Below are 16,307 nucleotides of genomic sequence, written 5' to 3'. Positions count from 1 at the left end.
ACCAAAAAGCACCCAAGAGGATTCTTGGATGCTTTTTGGTTTGTTCTAAATTTTAGATATCAGACTTTACAACTGCAGAGTCATCATTGAAAATCGCTTCATCAAAAGTTTTTAATCGTTTAGACGAAACAATACCAGCAATCATACTGTCATTTACATTTAACATAGTACGACCCATGTCAATAAGAGGCTCTACGGAAATAACTAATCCGACAATTGCTACAGGTAAATTTAATGATCCTAATACAATTAACGCAGCAAATGTTGCTCCGCCACCTACACCAGCAACACCAAAAGAACTTATTGTAACAACAGCCATGATTGTAAGAATATACGCTGGACTAAAAACGTCTATACCGGCAGCTGGTGCTACAATAGCTGCCAACATTGCTGGATAAATACCTGCACAACCATTTTGACCGATAGATAAGCCGAACGTTCCAGAGAAATTCGCAGAAGCTTCATCCACGCCTAATGCTTTTGTTTGTGTTTCAATATTTAATGGTAATGCTCCCGCACTAGAACGTGCAGTAAATGCAAAACTTAATACTGTAAAAGTCTTTTTCAAGTATTGAATTGGGTTGACTTTTAAACCCATCAAAATAATCATGTGAATGATGAACATAACAATAATTGCTGCATATGAAGCAATTACAAATACACCTAGGTTAAGCAATGCATTAAAATCACTTGTCGCTAATGCTTTAGTCATCAATGCAAAAATTCCATAAGGCGTTAAACGCAATACTAGCGTAACAATACGCATGACAATAGCATACAAACTTTTAATTAACTTGGCGAAAAATGCGCCAGCTTCTGGATCTTTTTTATTAACACCTAAGTAAGCTACACCGACAAAAGCTGAAAAAATGACAACAGCAATCGTACTTGTAGAACGAGAATTAGATAGATCCGCAAAGAAATTAACAGGGATAAACTCTAAAATCTGTTCAGGAATACTTAAATCTGCTACTTGTGCTTCTCTTTCACTTAATTCTGCAATACGTGCAGTTTCAGCAGTACCTTGACTAAATTCTGCTCCGTCTAAATTAAACACCATTACACTAGCTATACCTATTAAGGCAGCTACTGCTGTTGTAGCAAGTAATGTTGCTAATACGTTAAAACTGATTTTACCAAGGTTTTTAGACCCTTCAATTTTTGTAAAAGCTCCTACAATGGATACAAAAATCAATGGCATGATCAACATTTGTAGGAATTTAACGTAACCAGATCCAACAATATCGATCCATTCGATCGATTGGTTTGTTACTTCACTACCAGAGCCAAAGATCACTTGTAAAATAGCTCCAAATAAAACACCTGATCCTAAAGCAATAAAAACACGTGTTGAAAATTTTATGTGTTTTTTTTGTAATTGCCAGAATCCAATAAGTACAGCAATAAATAATACCAATACAATACCTATATAAAGATTTGTCATAATAAATCCTCCCTTTTTTGCTTCCTTAATAAACTCAAGAAAACAGATCCATCATAAGATTAAAGGTCTCAAGTAGCCCCGTCCAAAGTAACTACCCTAAAAATGAGGAATTTCCTTACATTTTCAGTGACCTATAAATTTTACTTTACTTTTGTAAGGAAATCAAGTGAAAATTAATATTCAGAAAAATAACGCTAAAAAGTCCTTGATGCTCTATGATTTCATCTTGAAGAAAAACAAAAAAACTATCAAAATAAAACGCTTCAAACTAATAATGATTCATTAGTTTGAAGCGTTTCATTCACTTACTTACATTGTATTCTCTAAATTATTGCTTGGTCTTTTCGATGTCTTTAACAGGTTTAGTATTAATTATAGGCTTTGTCAGTTCTGTATTTTCCCGGTTATTTTTATGGAAGAAAACGACTTCTAGTAAAGGGACGATTATAGCCGCTGTAAAGCCTCCTGAAAATCCATTATTATAAAGGTTCATACCCGCATGTAAATAACTTATATTTGTTACAATAACCATATGCAAACTGCCTGCTAAAACTCCTGCGATTACTCCGTAGTGCCCGCTAACAGGTGCTAAAGTTGTTCCGAATAATGCGGTAAGTAAAAAACTAGTACTTGTTAATTCAGTTGATGTTAACCAACCTCCGAGCAATACTCCTAAAAGAATAGGAAAAACATTTTTCACATGTTTTCCAAAAGCTCCAAAACCAACTACGGTAAATATTCCTCCAATAACTGGTCCATTTAATTCTCCTCTGACAACTAATACCAACGTAGTGGTCAGAAAACCTAGCAAAGACATATTTATTAAAGTCAATCCTAAACCATAGCGCTCTATAAAATCTGATCCGCCTTTTCCATCTTCTTTCAAAAAACTACCGTATCCGGAAAACGAACCACCATTAAAATAAAATCCGAGGCTGAATAACAAAATAAATAGACTATAAAGGTAAATGGATAAAGGTTGGTTATAACCACTTGATACTAAATGAACCGTATCCACTTCTATTCCGTAGGCTCTAAAAAATGCAATAAAAGCCATACCAATAATTCCAGCCGTAAATCCAATATTGTAAAGACTAAACCCTTTGTGAAAACTAGCAAAATGACGTGATAGAGGAGGTAAAATCAGACCCACTATGGCTCCTGCTACACAACCTAAAAAAATTCCTGTAAAAAATGAAAATCCGCTATTAAATGCTACCTCACTCACTAATGGCCCTAAAGCAGTCCCGTATAAAGCAGATAACAAATAATTTTTAAATGGTGTACGGGTCAGTTTAGCATACAATACTACACCTAAAATAATCGGAATAGAATTAAACAAATTTTTACCAAATAGAGAAAATCCTGCTATCGTAAAAATGGCAGCAAATAATGGACCAGATAGCGACACTTTCGTTGAACGGATAATGAACAAACTTTTTATGATCATCAATGCTGCATTAATAAGTGCAGCACCAACATTTGCGAGTTTAAAATAGTCCGTTACTAAATTAGCTGGAGAAATAAGAATTTTAAGACTTCCATACCAAATTTCTTCAAGTGTGTTGAAATTTAGCGCTAGTCCGACTAGTGTAAGAGCGAATAAAAAAGCAATACTGTATTTTATTCTTTCCATTACTATTGGATTTTCATCCTGTAAAGGTAAGACCCTTACTTTTTTCATACGCATAACCCTCATTTCCGTACTAAACTATTTAGACTTTAAAATTCATTTTCATATAAAGCGAGTACTTGCTATTTAAAAAAATAATAACACGACTTTTTATTCAGTACAATTTATTTTTTTTAATAGTAGCAAATATATAGAAAAAGCATCCCTCAGCCTTCAGGGATGCTTTCAAAAATGTCCAACTGATGATCGTTCGTTACTTTTTATTATTAGCAACCTTCCGTATAAAGAATTTCACTATTTCTACTAAAGGAATAATTGAAAAAGCTGCTCCTAAAACTAACAGCCATTGATTAACGTTCAATGATGATACACTGAACGCATCATTTAAGCCTGGGATCAAAATGACTACACTTAACAATGCTGCTGATACTAAAATAGCCAAGTTGAATGTTTTATTTTTGAAAAAACCAACCGTAAATAACGATTTTTCAATTGATTTAACATTAAATGCATGGAACAATTGAAGCAACCCTAAAGTAGCGAATGCCATGGTTAACGCATCTGCATGAATCAAGTCAAGATCATTGGGATGTGCTGGGTAATGCGTTGCCCACCAATAAACAAATAAAGTAATTCCACCTTCAAAAATTCCTTGGTAAATCAAGCTGGGTAAAACACCATTTGAAAAGAACGTTGCTTTTCTTCCTCTTGGTGGTTTTTTCATCGCATCCGCTTCCGCAGGCTCTAAACCTAATGCAATGGCTGGAAATGTATCAGTCACAAGATTGATCCATAAAATATGAACAGGAGCTAAGATACTCCATCCTAGTAATGTAGCAATAAATAACGTAAGGACTTCTCCCAAGTTAGCCGATAGTAAAAATTGAATCGCTTTTTGAATGTTTGAGAACACCTTACGTCCTTCTTCTACCGAAACGACAATAGTTGAAAAATTATCATCTGCTAAAACCATGTCACTTGCACCTTTTGAAACTTCTGTACCGGTAATTCCCATTCCAATTCCGATATCAGCTGTTTTAAGCGCCGGTGCATCATTAACGCCATCACCTGTCATAGCCACTATCTTCCCTGCTTTTTGCCAAGCTTTAACAATTCGTACTTTATGTTCAGGCGATACTCTGGCATATACAGAATAATCTTTTACTCTAGTTGCAAAATCAGTATCGTCTATTTGATCTAACTCAGCGCCCGTCAATATACCCCCTTGTTGATCTTCCTTTAAAATACCCAAACGACGTGCAATCGCTTCTGCAGTATCTCTATGATCTCCGGTGATCATTACAGGACGGATTCCTGCTTCTCTTGCTACTCTAACAGCATCCTTAGCTTCTGCCCTTTCTGGATCAATCATTCCAGTCAGTCCAGCAAAAATGAGTTCTTGTTCAACTTCCTGTGTGTTTAAATTCGTTGGCATTTGATCCACAATTTTATAAGCCATCGCTAGCACCCTTAAAGCTTGAGTTGCTAAATCGTGATTTATATCTAACAGCACATTCTTAGTTTTTTCGTTTAGCACTGTTATTTCTCCGTTATTATCTATCTTTGTACACCTTTTCAGCAGTTCGTCTGGTGCTCCTTTTGTTCCAATAAAGAATTTCCCATCTGGCAACTGATGAATGGTAGACATTAATTTACGATCTGACTCAAACGGAACTTCAGCAACTCGTGGTTCTTTAACCAACTCTTCTTTAACGTTCATCCCTTTATCAATAGCGTATTGAACCATTGCTGTTTCGGTTGGATCACCAACTAAAGTTCCATCATTTGCGATTTGCGTATCGTTACTATATGTCATCACTCGAACAAGTGGGGTACGTAGATCAATCTCGTCTCCAACTGTTTGAATTGCTTCATTGACATAAACTTTTTCAATCGTCATTTTATTCATGGTTAGTGTTCCCGTTTTATCTGTACAAATAATATCTGTACTACCTAATGTCTCAACTGCTGGTAAATTTCGGATCAAAGCTTTGCGTTTTGCCATTTTTTGAGTTCCTAAGGCTAAAATAATGGTTACAATTGCTGGCAGGCCTTCAGGTATCGCAGCTACAGCTAACGAAATCGACGTTAGCAACATCTCTAACCATTCACGTCCATTGTACATGCCTACTCCAAACATAACGACAGCAACAATTAAAATCGCAATGGTTAAGTATTTCCCTAAACGATTTAAGTTTTCTTGCAACGGCGTAATGGTTTCTTCAGAACTGGCTAACATATCCGCAATTTTCCCAACTTCTGTATTCATACCGGTTCCGACAACGATTCCTTCTCCTCGTCCATAAGTAACATTGCTGTTCATGAAAGCCATATTGTCTCGATCCCCAATTCCAGCTTTCTCATCTTTGATCACCTTGATATCTTTTTCTACTGCTTCTGATTCTCCAGTTAGTGCTGATTCTTCTATTTTTATTGAAGCTACCTCAATTAACCTTACATCTGCTGCTACAACGTCACCAGCTTCTAATAACAAAATATCTCCTGGAACTAATAAGTGGCTTTTCAATAAAACAACATTGCCATCTCGCTTAACGCGTGCTTCTGGTGAAGACATCTTTTTCAAAGCATCAATAGCTTCTTCTGCTTTTGCCTCTTGATAAACTCCTAATATAGCATTTAAAACAACAACAACTAAAATAATAATTGCATCTGTAACATCACCAAAAATAGCAGAAATAAGAGCCGCCGCCAATAAGACTACTATCATAAAATCTTTGAATTGCTCTAGAAATTTGACAACGATACTTTTAGATTTTCCTTGATCCAGTTCATTTGGTCCATATTCAGCTAGTCGCTTTTCAGCTTCACTCGACGTAAGGCCTTTTTCGGTTGTTTCCAATTTGCTCAAAACCGTTTCTTCATTTTGAGCAAAAAAAGATTCTTTAAGTTGCTGCTTTCTCTCCATCTTTCATCCATCCTCTCCAACTTGAAGTGATTACTAGAAATAAGAAAATCTTGTTTGCCTTTATAAAATTGATTATAACTTTCACTATTTTTTTTAGCAAAGTATATGTGCTTTCTATTTCATTCTTTTATTCACTGATCTTTTTTAATTCAGTAGATTATTATAAACATCTTAACATCTTGTATTAACGGCTTATGTTATACTAATCAAAAGAACTGTAGAAAGGTGGAAACAATGATGTTTTTCTTTGATCCAACGTATTTCTTAATTATTATTGGAGTCATATTATCAGGAATTGCTAGTTCCTACGTCAGAAGTACGTACGAAAAATATAGCAATGTAACGAATTCAAAAGGATATACTGCTAGCGAGGTTTCTCGTCTTATTTTAGATAATGCAGGACTACAGCATGTAAAAATCGAGGCTGTCAAAGGAGATTTAACCGATCATTACGATTCAAGTACCGATATTTTGCGTCTTTCAGATGCCACACGTCACTCAAGATCTGTAGCAGCTATTGGAGTTGCAGCTCATGAAGTTGGCCATGCTATCCAAGATCAAAAGAGCTATGTCCCTTTAAAAATAAGAAGTGCTTTAGTTCCAGCAACAAACTTTGGTCAAAAACTTTCTTTTCCAATGATTTTATTAGGTGTTATTTTCGGCTACAACCAAACACTGATCAATCTTGGGATCATTTTCTTTTCTGTGGCGCTTCTTTTTCAGTTGGTCACTTTGCCTGTTGAATTTAACGCTTCTAACCGTGCAATTGCCATTCTAAGAGATCAGCATATTTTAACTTCTACTGAGGTTCCACAAGCAAAAAAAGTCTTAGATGCAGCAGCACTTACTTATGTTGCAGCTGCCATAGCTTCCTTCTTGCAAGTCCTAAGATTAGTATTACTATTTGGTGGTAGAAGAAACAACTGAAGCAATAACCCAAAAAAAGAGAATCCAACTGGATTCTCTTTTTTATTTAATCAAACTCTTTAATTTAAAGCCTTTTTACTCTTAGTATATTTAAGATCATTTTCTTTTTCATCAATCGACTTACCGAATACTTGAACGGATAAAATGATGACTATCATTGAAACTGGAAGAACGATCCAGATTGGTATTCCTAAACCAACTGGAATAAAACCAAACAAAACAGTGATCACACCAACTAAAAGAGCATAAGGTAATTGTGTGCGAACATGATCCATATGGTTCACACCTGCTCCCATAGAAGAGAGAATGGTAGTGTCCGAAATTGGTGAACAGTGATCGCCAAAAATTGCTCCAGTTAAGACTGCACCTGCAGATATAACAATAAATTCTGGATCTGAAGACAGCGCTGCTGCTAACGGTATAGCCAATGGCATTAAAATCCCCATCGTTCCATAAGAGGTTCCTGTTGCAAAAGAAATGATTGAACCTAGTATAAAGATAATGGATGGAAGCAAGAACGGCGGCATTGAATCAGATAACAGTGAAACTAAAAATTGAGCTGTTCCTAAATCAGTGATGACTTCACTTAGAGACCATGCTAACAATAAAATAGCTCCCGTAATAATAAGTGATTTCATCCCATTGATCCAAGTTTCTACTGCTTGGCCCCATGTAAACGTTTTTTGAGATACTCCCATGAACATAGCAACAATACTAGCGAACAAGGCAGCTTGGAACAATACAATACTCGCATCAGATGCTCCAAAAGCTTCTTGAATAGCTGTGAATGAATAAGGATTTTCTTTTAACAAATTAATAATTGCTGTATTCTCTCCAGCTAAAATAGCATTGTATCCATTAACATAAAATCCAACTATGGCAAACACGATTAAGGTACCAATAGGAATAATAGCATTCCATATACTTAAATGAACTCCTTCAACCGGCTCCATTTCTTCCATTTCTTTTGAAGCAACAGGGTTGATTTCTTCTTTATTTGTTTGATCGTATTTTCTAGCTCTTCTTTCAGCTGTCAACATAGGACCGAATTCTTTTAAAAATACCGCTGTACATAATACAAACAACAGCATTAAAATGTTATAAAAACGATAAGGGATTGTTTCAACAAAAATACTGTAAGCATTAACCTCTTGGCCAATAGCTTCATAGCCATCTTTGATCAATCCTACTTCATACCCAACCCAAGTAGAAATCAGTGCAATTCCAGCAATCGGAGCAGCAGTTGCATCTACAATAAAAGATAGTTTTTCACGAGAAATTTTCTTTTCATCCGTAACTGGTCGCATAACTGGTCCTACAATTAATGAATTTGCATAATCATCGAAAAAGAGTAAAATACCTAAAATCCAAGTAATGACTTGAGCACTGATAGGTCCCTTTGCTTTTTTTGATAATGCATTTGCAACAGCTTTAGCTCCACCCATTTTCGTCATTAACGCGATCAATCCGCCAATTGTTAATACTTGTAAAATAATTCCTGCGTTCCAAGGATCAGCTAACGAAGATAACGAATAATCTACGATACTTAAAAAGGATTGAATAAAGGCATATAAAATGGACCCATCTACCAAATGTAAGACAAAAGCTCCAGCAAAAACGCCCAAAAACAATGAGATGATAACGTCTTTTGAAATAAATGCTAAAATAATGGATACCACTGGTGGTACTAAAGAAAACCAACCAAAATTGACTGTAGAACCTGTAGACTCTCGAAACTCTCCATTAATTGAAAATAAAATAAATGCAACGATAAATAAACCGATTATAACTTTCTTTTTCATTTTAAACTCCCTCTCTTTTTTTGCGCACAAAAAAACACCTTGAGCGCTATACAACTCAAGGTGCTAGAATAGTTCCATATGTAATGTCCCTTTAACCCTTTTGTTGATAGCCCTCCGAAAATTTCTTACTGAAATTTACGACAGTGTTAAGCATATTATACTTAACCCCAGCATAAAGTATTTGGCAATACTCTACACTTCGGCAATTTTTCCTTTCCAGTTATTCGCTTGTGCCTTTAAAATAACTGTACTCTTAAAAATCGCGCCTCTATCTTGCTATTAAATTACGCTATTAAATTACGCTTTTAAATATACTATATTAGTGGTTATGATGCAACACTAACACATTTAATTCTTTTACAATTGTTTAGTTCGATTAATAAAACAATCCAAAAACGATTGGAATAAATGCCGCAGGAGCATAGTTCATAATTTTCAAGTCTGTAATCTTCAACATATTTAACGCTAGACCGATTATCAACAGAGAACCCACACATGTCATTTCACTAATCACACTTTCTGTTAATAGAGGAGCTATTACACTAGCTAGCAAAGAAATACTTCCTTCATAGATCAGTACTAAACCTCCTGCTAGTAAAACACCTACACCTAAGCTGGAAGCCAACACTAGGGCTGCTATACCATCAATTAGCGATTTAGCTAGTAATGTTTCATGATTGCCAGTCAACCCGCTTTGCAAGGCCCCTACGATTGACATCGCCCCGACACAGACCAATAAACTCGCTGTTATGAATCCTTTAGAAATAGACAATGTATCATCTTTAGTTTGAAATTTAGTTTCTATTAAGTTTCCTAGGTTATTTACTTTCTCATCTAAATTCATCCCTTCACCGATAATAACCCCAATCACCATTGAACCTATTGTAATAAGTATATTTCCCCCAGCTAACGCTCCGCTGAATCCAATGTACAAAACACAAAGCGCTAAACTGTTCATAATAGCTGTACCTATCCGTTTTGATAGTCCTTTTTTTAATACTAATCCAATACTGCCGCCAAGAACCACCGCTAAACCATTAATAATTGAACCAAACAAAATCACTTTATCTACCCCTTACTACTTTAATAAATGCTAATTAAAAATAAGTATAGTATCCATTTAGCTTTAGGTCAATGCCCTCTAACGTTCTTGATTTTTATTCATAAATAAGTTCTAGTTTAAATTCTTTAAAGTATCTAAAAAAAGAGCTTTAGATCAATGTTTACACATTAGGATCTAAAGCTCTTTAGTTCGTTGCTTTCATTTGTAGAAATAACGATTAAACATGTCAGTTTTATTCAGTTAAACCAATTTCTTGTTTTACAACTGAAGCAATTCGGTCAACATAAAGATCTACTTTTTCTTGTGTTGGAGCTTCTGCCATTACACGCAACAATGGTTCAGTTCCACTAGGACGAACCAAAATACGTCCATCTCCATTCATTTCACTCTCGACTTCTTCGATGATCGCTTTTATTGCTGGAACATCCATTGCGCCATTTTTATCACTGACACGAATATTCACTAATTTTTGCGGGTAGGTTTGAACTTCTGCAGCTAGCTCTGAAAGTTTTTTCCCAGTTTCTTTCATAACATTCAGCAATTGAATTCCTGATAAGATTCCATCGCCAGTTGTATTATAATCTAGGAACACCATGTGTCCTGATTGTTCTCCACCAAAGTTATAACCATTTTTACGCATTTCTTCTACTACATAACGATCTCCAACTTTTGTTTGAAGAGCAATCATATTGTTAGCTTCAATCGCTTTATGGAACCCTAAATTGCTCATCACAGTAGAAACAATGGTATCTTTTTTCAATCGGCCTTTTTCTTGCAAATACTTGCCACAGATAAACATAATTTTATCTCCATCAATGATATTTCCTAACTCATCAACAGCAATTACTCTATCGCCGTCACCATCAAATGCTAATCCAGCATCAGCTTCTTTTTCAACTACAAATTTAGCTAAACCTTCAGGGTGAGTTGAACCAACACCGTCATTAATATTCAATCCATTTGGTGTTGATGCCATCACATCGAACTCTGTTTCTAAATCTGCAAATAGTCGATTAAGAAGAGGGCTTGTAGCTCCGTTTGCTCCATCTAAACAAACCTGCAATCCCGCTAAATCATTTGGAATTGTTTGTTGTAAGAATTGAGTGTATTTTAAAGCACCTTCTGGATACTCATCAACCGTACCCAATCCATTTGCACTAGGACGAGGCAAATCATCTTTCTCTTCATCTAATAATGCTTCAATTTCTAATTCAGTATCATCAGATAATTTAAACCCATCTGATCCAAAGAATTTAATACCGTTGTCAGGTGCAGGATTGTGTGAAGCTGAAATCATTACACCAGCTGCAGCGCCTTGAACACGAGTTAAATACGCTACTCCAGGAGTAGAGATAACGCCTAGTTTCATTACTTCAATCCCAACAGATAAAAGACCCGCAATTAATGCAGACTCTAGCATTTCACCAGAAATACGAGTATCTCTTCCGACTAAAACACGTGGATGTTCTTCGCCTTCAGCGTGCTGAGTTAATACATACCCACCGTATCTCCCTAATTTAAAAGCTAATTCTGGTGTTAATTCTGAATTAGCAACTCCTCTTACTCCATCTGTTCCAAAATATTTTCCCATTCTAACATGCCCCTTTTCAAAGTTTAAACCTTATCCATTTAGGTTTGTTATTTCTATTCACTTACTTCTTCACTGGATTCGCTTGATAACTCATCTGATGATTCACTTGATGATTCAGAAGAAGTGTCACTTTCTGATGATTCATTTTCTTTTGGTGTTGATTCACTTGATGAGCTAGATTCGCTCGAACTTGAACTTGAACTCGAGCTTGAACTTTCATTACTAGTTTCGTTGTTACTTTGTCCATTACCCTGCGAATTTTGAGTAACAGTAATCGTCACTTCAAGTTTTTCAGGGTCTATACTTGTTACTCCTTCAAGTAAAGGCAGATCAATCGCTTGGGTCGTTGTTTCAGTTATATCCGTGATATCAACATCTACTGGATAACTGCTTAAATTCTTTACCAACTCATTTTCGCCTTGTATTGCTACAGTTGTGGCTGATTGATTACTAATACCTAACTCATAACTCAAGTTAGCACTGGGTGTGCCTGTTTGATTTAGTACTACAGGAACTTCCTTCGCAACTGGATCAACAGGTATAGTCACCGTTACCTCACTAGGATTCAAATCAACATCTAATTCATTCCCTTCAGCATCAGTAACGATAACTGGAAGTGTTTGAACAATATCTTCTGTAACATTTTCTTCTTTATCTACAACTACTTTAACATCTGCAACTTGATCAATTGTCGAAGCTGTACCTGTCAGTTCAACCGTTTCATAATTGACTTTTGGTGTCCCTGTCTCAAATTCATCACTAATAAACGACTCATCAAATTCAACATCGACACTAAAGGTTTCAACTTTTTTTTCTTCAATCGTTATTGTCACTTCTTCAGGCAAGATTTGATAATCCAACTGAGGTGAAAGTCCTTCCGCAACTAGTTCAATAGTATGAGTACCAACCCCTAAACTGTCTAGATCAGTTGCTACTACATCAAAATTTTTAGTCGTTTTTGTATTTAACACAATACTTGACGGACCTGATATTTCTACTGAAACAGTCTCTGGAAATCCAGTTACATAATAATTATCTTGATCAATTTCAACTACTATTGGTACTTCAAGTATCGTTTCTGTTGTCGATGCACTTAATCCATCAATTCCGCTGCTTGTTTGAACCCGGTTATTACTGCTGTTTACATAAGTAAAAAGAAGAATAGCAAACGCGAGTGCCACGATCTTCATAAACCATGGATTGTTGTAAAGTTTCTCCATTATTTAGAAGCCCCCTTTTTAAAACTATCCACCATTTCTTGAAAAGAATTTTTCTTTTCTTCTTTTTCAACAACAATTAAGTTTTTAGCTAAGAATTTTTCAAAATCCTCTTTGGATAATTCTCGTAATAATTCACCTTTATAGGAGACACTGACTCCGCCAGTTTCTTCAGAGACAATAATTGTTATGGCATCTGTTACTTCACTTAAACCAATAGCTGCACGATGCCTTGTTCCTAATTCTTTAGAAATAAGTGTACTTTCTGACAAGGGCAAATAACTCGCAGCAGAGGCTATTTTATAATCTCTAATAATGACTGCACCATCATGCAATGGTGTATTAGGAATAAAAATATTAATCAACAATTCACTGGATATGTCAGCATCTAGTGGAATTCCTGTTCCAATAAATTCATCTAACTCTGTATCCATTTGAATAGAAATCAAAGCTCCAATTCTTCTTTTCGCCATATATTGAACAGCTTTTGCTAATTGTTGGACCAAATTTTCTCCAGGATTGACTTTTCGCTTTGCTCGATTAAAAATGGAACCTCGACCAAGATGTTCTAATCCTCTTCGCATTTCTGGTTGGAAGATAATAATCATTGCAAGAACACTCCATTGAATAACTAAATCAACGATCCAATCAACTGTTTGCAACTCCAGAAAAAAACTAGCTACTTTTATTAACATGATAACAGCGATTCCTTTTAGCAATTGAACAGCTCTGGTCCCACGTAAAATATTTATTAACTGATAAATAAAGAATGTAACAACTAATATATCTACCACGTTAAGAAAATTTCGCCACGTTACTAATTGTGACCAATCTATAGACATATGCGCACCTCCGATAATGTTTCTGATTGTCACCCATTGTGTATTATACCATAATATTTCCTATGAATAACATTAATCCACCCAATTAATAGACGCTAGTGTTATTAATTAACTATCAATTCCTATTTTTAACACAAAAAAAACTTGCAACGATTAACGTTGCAAGTTACTATTATGAGTCATGCAGGATTCGAACCTGCGACCCTCTGATTAAAAGTCAGATGCTCTACCAACTGAGCTAATGACTCATGGTGGAGGTTGACGGGATCGAACCGCCGACCCTCTGCTTGTAAGGCAGATGCTCTCCCAGCTGAGCTAAACCTCCATGGGATATAAAATTTAATTGAATTTGCGTGGCAACGTCCTACTCTCACAAAGGGAATCCCTTCACTACCATCGGCGCTAAGAAGCTTAACTTCTGTGTTCGGCATGGGAACAGGTGTGACCTTCTTGCCATCATCACCACACAATTTTCATTTCGTATGTTTTTTGCATATTCATGCAACTGGGCTAGCTGGATTCGAACCAACGCGTGAGGGAGTCAAAGTCCCTTGCCTTACCGCTTGGCTATAGCCCATAAATGGTGGAGGGGGGCAGATTCGAACTGCCGAACCCGAAGGAGCGGATTTACAGTCCGCCGCGTTTAGCCACTTCGCTACCCCTCCATATAAAATTATCTTTTCTATTAAATGAACAACTAAACGCATGCGGCTAAAGGAGTTGAACCCTCGACACTCTGATTACGATTCAGATGCTCTACCAACTGAGCTAAGCCGGCAAAATTTAATAAAAAAAGAATATGACCCGTACGGGAATCGAACCCGTGATACCGCCGTGAAAGGGCGGTGTCTTAACCGCTTGACCAACGGGCCATGATGTTTGAAAATATTCAAGCACAAGAAATATTATATAAATAATTCACAGAAAAGTAAAGACAATTCTTTCATTTTTCTGTATTTTTAATCATTTTATAATCTTACAGATCTTAAATCGATCAAATTAATAAAAAGCGATTAAGAATTATGGCACTTCTTAATCACTTTACCAATAAATGACTGATTTTTCAATAACATAATACCTATTCGGCTTCAATATGTTTATATTTTTCAGGTTTTCTATCAAATAATTCTTTTGCATATGGACAAAGTGGGACAATTTTTTTCCCTTCTTTTTCCATCTCTTCAACAACTTTATCAACCAATTGGGCAGCGATTCCTTGTCCTCTCAAAGAAGGATCAACAAAAGTATGGTCTAAAATCACTTTATCCTCACCAGAAGGAACATAGGTTACTTCCGCAATCATTTTCCCAGATTCATCATTTCTCAAAAAACTATTTCCATTTTTTTCAAATTCCATACTAACACTTCCTTTTTTATTTACTTCATTAAGTTTAACACTTATTAAATTAGATACCAAGAAAAGCCTTACAAAAAATAAAATCCGTCTTATTTATTAATACGTATTCCTATTTTCCCCATTTGCTCTGCTGCTTCTAATCTATTAAAGGCCATTTCATAATCGTCAAAATCATAAGTAGTATCAACAACTGGTTTAATTGAGTGACTTTCAATAAATTTAAGCATTTCCAGATATTCTTCTCTGCTTCCCATCGTGGTTCCCAACAATGTATATTGACCATAAAAGAACTCTCTCAAATTCAAGTCAACAATATCGCCTGTAGAAGAACCGAATAAAACTAATTTCCCGCCTTTTTTTAATTGTTTCAATGATTGATTAAAGGTTGCTGCTCCAACTGATTCAATTACTACATCCACTTTTTCACCATTTAATTCTTTTTCCCAATCGTTTTTACTGTTTATTCCTTTAGCTGCTCCGATTTTTTTTGCTTTATTTAATTTTTCTTCCGAACGTGACGTGACATAAACTTTTGCGCCCACTGCTTTACTGAATTGAAGCAAGTTGGTAGCCACTCCTCCACCGATTCCTGGGATTAAAATCGTTTGCTGATCATTTACTTCTCCTTTTGTAAAGAGAGCCCTATATGCTGTTAATGCCCCTAATGAAAGAACTCCCGCTTCTTCCCATGTCAGATAACTTGGTTTTAACGCAACGAAATTTTCATTAATGATAAATTCTTCTGAGAATGTTCCCTGCATCGGATTTCCCAATATTTGAAAGTTGTCTGGTGGCGCTGGTGTGTTATTTAACCACCCTATACTAGGATTTACAATGACATCATCCCCTACCTTAAACATTGTCACTTCTTTACCTATTTCACTTATAGTACCAGCACAATCTGATCCAATTATTAAAGGGTTGCTTGTTTCATCACGCCCATTAATAGTTGCCAAATCACGGTGATTCAACCCAACTGTTTTTACTTTAATACGAACTTCTTTATTATCTATTTTTTTAGATTCAATTTCTTTTATTCTTAATCCTTTTATACCATTGCCTGTTTCATGGATTAAAGCTTTCACATTTCTCTTCCTCTCTTTAAATTCATTTTATGATGGGTTAAGTATAACAGTCTCATCCTTTAGACTCAAAGAGAGTGATAGCTAAAATACGAGAAGTTTATTTGAATTCGTTTTCATTTTTAGCGCAGCCTCAAACTAAACTTACTTCACGATGGTTTAAAAAGTGTCTTCGGGACTGTCAAGTACCCTGAAACGTTTGAAAAATAAAAAAAAGAAACCCAATATTCATAGGGTTTCCATTTTTATTGGTTACATGAAGCCACTTGCCGGATTCGAACCGGCGACCTCTTCCTTACCATGGAAGCGCTCTACCGACTGAGCTAAAGCGGCACTACTAAATCATAGTATTTATTTGCAAAAAAAAAGAACTCCGCAAGTAGGACTCGAACCTACGACATCATGATTAACAGTCATGCGCTA

11 protein-coding genes, 7 tRNA genes, 1 rRNA gene and 1 riboswitch are annotated in these 16,307 nt (G+C 35.8%); of the genes, 1 reads left to right on the top strand and 18 read right to left on the bottom strand.

Going from position 1 to position 16,307, the window contains the following annotated elements:
- Positions 1 to 52: 52 nt before the first annotated feature.
- The 3 genes from ABS916_RS06340 to ABS916_RS06330 form a co-directional block, all read right to left on the bottom strand.
- Complete coding sequence (locus tag ABS916_RS06340; protein WP_350451086.1) at positions 53 to 1,444, bottom strand: L-cystine transporter; 1,392 nt, start codon at positions 1,442 to 1,444, stop codon at positions 53 to 55.
- A 328-nt stretch (positions 1,445 to 1,772) separates the two neighbouring features.
- Positions 1,773 to 3,128, bottom strand: coding sequence for a DUF1576 domain-containing protein (locus ABS916_RS06335; protein ID WP_350451085.1), 1,356 nt, complete (start codon positions 3,126 to 3,128; stop codon positions 1,773 to 1,775).
- A gap of 202 nt (positions 3,129 to 3,330) precedes the next feature.
- The gene (locus ABS916_RS06330) at positions 3,331 to 6,003 is read right to left on the bottom strand and encodes a cation-translocating P-type ATPase (protein ID WP_350451084.1); all 2,673 of its coding nucleotides are present in this window, start codon (positions 6,001 to 6,003) and stop codon (positions 3,331 to 3,333) included.
- 237 nt (positions 6,004 to 6,240) lie between these two features.
- On the opposite strand from ABS916_RS06330, the gene ABS916_RS06325 reads away from it, so the two are divergent.
- Positions 6,241 to 6,930, top strand: a complete 690-nt coding sequence (locus ABS916_RS06325) for a zinc metallopeptidase (protein ID WP_350451252.1) — start codon at positions 6,241 to 6,243, stop codon at positions 6,928 to 6,930.
- A 59-nt stretch (positions 6,931 to 6,989) separates the two neighbouring features.
- Here the strand turns inward: ABS916_RS06325 and ABS916_RS06320 are convergent, their stop codons facing one another.
- The 15 genes from ABS916_RS06320 to ABS916_RS06250 all read right to left on the bottom strand — a co-directional run bounded on the left by ABS916_RS06320 (position 6,990) and on the right by ABS916_RS06250 (position 16,217).
- Entirely contained in the window at positions 6,990 to 8,732 is a 1,743-nt protein-coding gene (locus tag ABS916_RS06320; RefSeq protein ID WP_350451083.1) for a Na+/H+ antiporter NhaC family protein, read from the bottom strand.
- 99 nt (positions 8,733 to 8,831) lie between these two features.
- A riboswitch (Lysine riboswitch) is annotated at positions 8,832 to 9,011 on the bottom strand.
- A 97-nt stretch (positions 9,012 to 9,108) separates the two neighbouring features.
- Positions 9,109 to 9,795 (bottom strand): DUF554 domain-containing protein, encoded by a 687-nt coding sequence (locus ABS916_RS06315; RefSeq protein WP_350451082.1) that lies wholly within the window; start codon positions 9,793 to 9,795, stop codon positions 9,109 to 9,111.
- 232 nt (positions 9,796 to 10,027) lie between these two features.
- A complete protein-coding gene (gene glmM / locus ABS916_RS06310; RefSeq protein ID WP_350451081.1) occupies positions 10,028 to 11,386 on the bottom strand; it encodes a phosphoglucosamine mutase in 1,359 nt (452 codons plus the stop codon).
- Positions 11,387 to 11,439: 53 nt separating this feature from the next.
- Positions 11,440 to 12,606 (bottom strand): CdaR family protein, encoded by a 1,167-nt coding sequence (locus ABS916_RS06305; RefSeq protein WP_350451080.1) that lies wholly within the window; start codon positions 12,604 to 12,606, stop codon positions 11,440 to 11,442.
- Positions 12,606 to 13,445 carry a diadenylate cyclase CdaA gene (gene cdaA / locus ABS916_RS06300; RefSeq protein WP_350451079.1) on the bottom strand — a complete coding sequence of 280 codons (840 nt, stop codon included), beginning with the start codon at positions 13,443 to 13,445 and terminating at the stop codon, positions 12,606 to 12,608. Before cdaA ends, ABS916_RS06305 begins: the two co-directional genes overlap by 1 nt.
- 175 nt (positions 13,446 to 13,620) lie before the next feature.
- A tRNA-Lys gene (locus ABS916_RS06295) sits at positions 13,621 to 13,693 on the bottom strand.
- A 1-nt stretch (position 13,694) separates the two neighbouring features.
- Positions 13,695 to 13,770, bottom strand: a tRNA-Val gene (locus tag ABS916_RS06290).
- 26 nt (positions 13,771 to 13,796) lie between these two features.
- Positions 13,797 to 13,912 (bottom strand): 5S ribosomal RNA (gene rrf / locus ABS916_RS06285).
- A 38-nt stretch (positions 13,913 to 13,950) separates the two neighbouring features.
- Positions 13,951 to 14,022: transfer RNA gene (locus ABS916_RS06280), tRNA-Gln, on the bottom strand.
- A 4-nt stretch (positions 14,023 to 14,026) separates the two neighbouring features.
- Positions 14,027 to 14,110 (bottom strand) — tRNA-Tyr (locus ABS916_RS06275).
- Positions 14,111 to 14,150: 40 nt separating this feature from the next.
- Positions 14,151 to 14,224 (bottom strand) — tRNA-Thr (locus ABS916_RS06270).
- Between the two features lie 21 nt (positions 14,225 to 14,245).
- A tRNA-Glu gene (locus tag ABS916_RS06265) sits at positions 14,246 to 14,317 on the bottom strand.
- Between the two features lie 206 nt (positions 14,318 to 14,523).
- Positions 14,524 to 14,802 carry a GNAT family N-acetyltransferase gene (locus ABS916_RS06260; protein ID WP_350451078.1) on the bottom strand — a complete coding sequence of 93 codons (279 nt, stop codon included), beginning with the start codon at positions 14,800 to 14,802 and terminating at the stop codon, positions 14,524 to 14,526.
- 89 nt (positions 14,803 to 14,891) lie between these two features.
- The gene (locus tag ABS916_RS06255; RefSeq protein WP_350451077.1) at positions 14,892 to 15,887 is read right to left on the bottom strand and encodes a zinc-dependent alcohol dehydrogenase family protein; all 996 of its coding nucleotides are present in this window, start codon (positions 15,885 to 15,887) and stop codon (positions 14,892 to 14,894) included.
- Between the two features lie 257 nt (positions 15,888 to 16,144).
- A tRNA-Thr gene (locus ABS916_RS06250) sits at positions 16,145 to 16,217 on the bottom strand.
- Positions 16,218 to 16,307: the final 90 nt, after the last annotated feature.

It is taken from the genome of Carnobacterium sp., from assembly GCF_040274945.1.
In the GTDB taxonomy this organism is placed as follows: Bacteria; Bacillota; Bacilli; order Lactobacillales; family Carnobacteriaceae; genus Carnobacterium_B.
Note: the sequence above shows the minus strand (reverse complement) of the source record. Positions and strands in the feature narration are given on the sequence as shown.

Coding starts and splice junctions, on each gene's coding strand:
- ABS916_RS06340 (WP_350451086.1), bottom strand. CDS start 1,444: ATGACAAATCTTTATATAGGTATTGTATTGGTATTATTTATTGCTGTA.
- ABS916_RS06335 (WP_350451085.1), bottom strand. CDS start 3,128: ATGAAAAAAGTAAGGGTCTTACCTTTACAGGATGAAAATCCAATAGTA.
- ABS916_RS06330 (WP_350451084.1), bottom strand. CDS start 6,003: ATGGAGAGAAAGCAGCAACTTAAAGAATCTTTTTTTGCTCAAAATGAA.
- ABS916_RS06325 (WP_350451252.1), top strand. CDS start 6,241: ATGTTTTTCTTTGATCCAACGTATTTCTTAATTATTATTGGAGTCATA.
- ABS916_RS06320 (WP_350451083.1), bottom strand. CDS start 8,732: ATGAAAAAGAAAGTTATAATCGGTTTATTTATCGTTGCATTTATTTTA.
- glmM (WP_350451081.1), bottom strand. CDS start 11,386: ATGGGAAAATATTTTGGAACAGATGGAGTAAGAGGAGTTGCTAATTCA.
- ABS916_RS06305 (WP_350451080.1), bottom strand. CDS start 12,606: ATGGAGAAACTTTACAACAATCCATGGTTTATGAAGATCGTGGCACTC.
- cdaA (WP_350451079.1), bottom strand. CDS start 13,445: ATGTCTATAGATTGGTCACAATTAGTAACGTGGCGAAATTTTCTTAAC.
- ABS916_RS06260 (WP_350451078.1), bottom strand. CDS start 14,802: ATGGAATTTGAAAAAAATGGAAATAGTTTTTTGAGAAATGATGAATCT.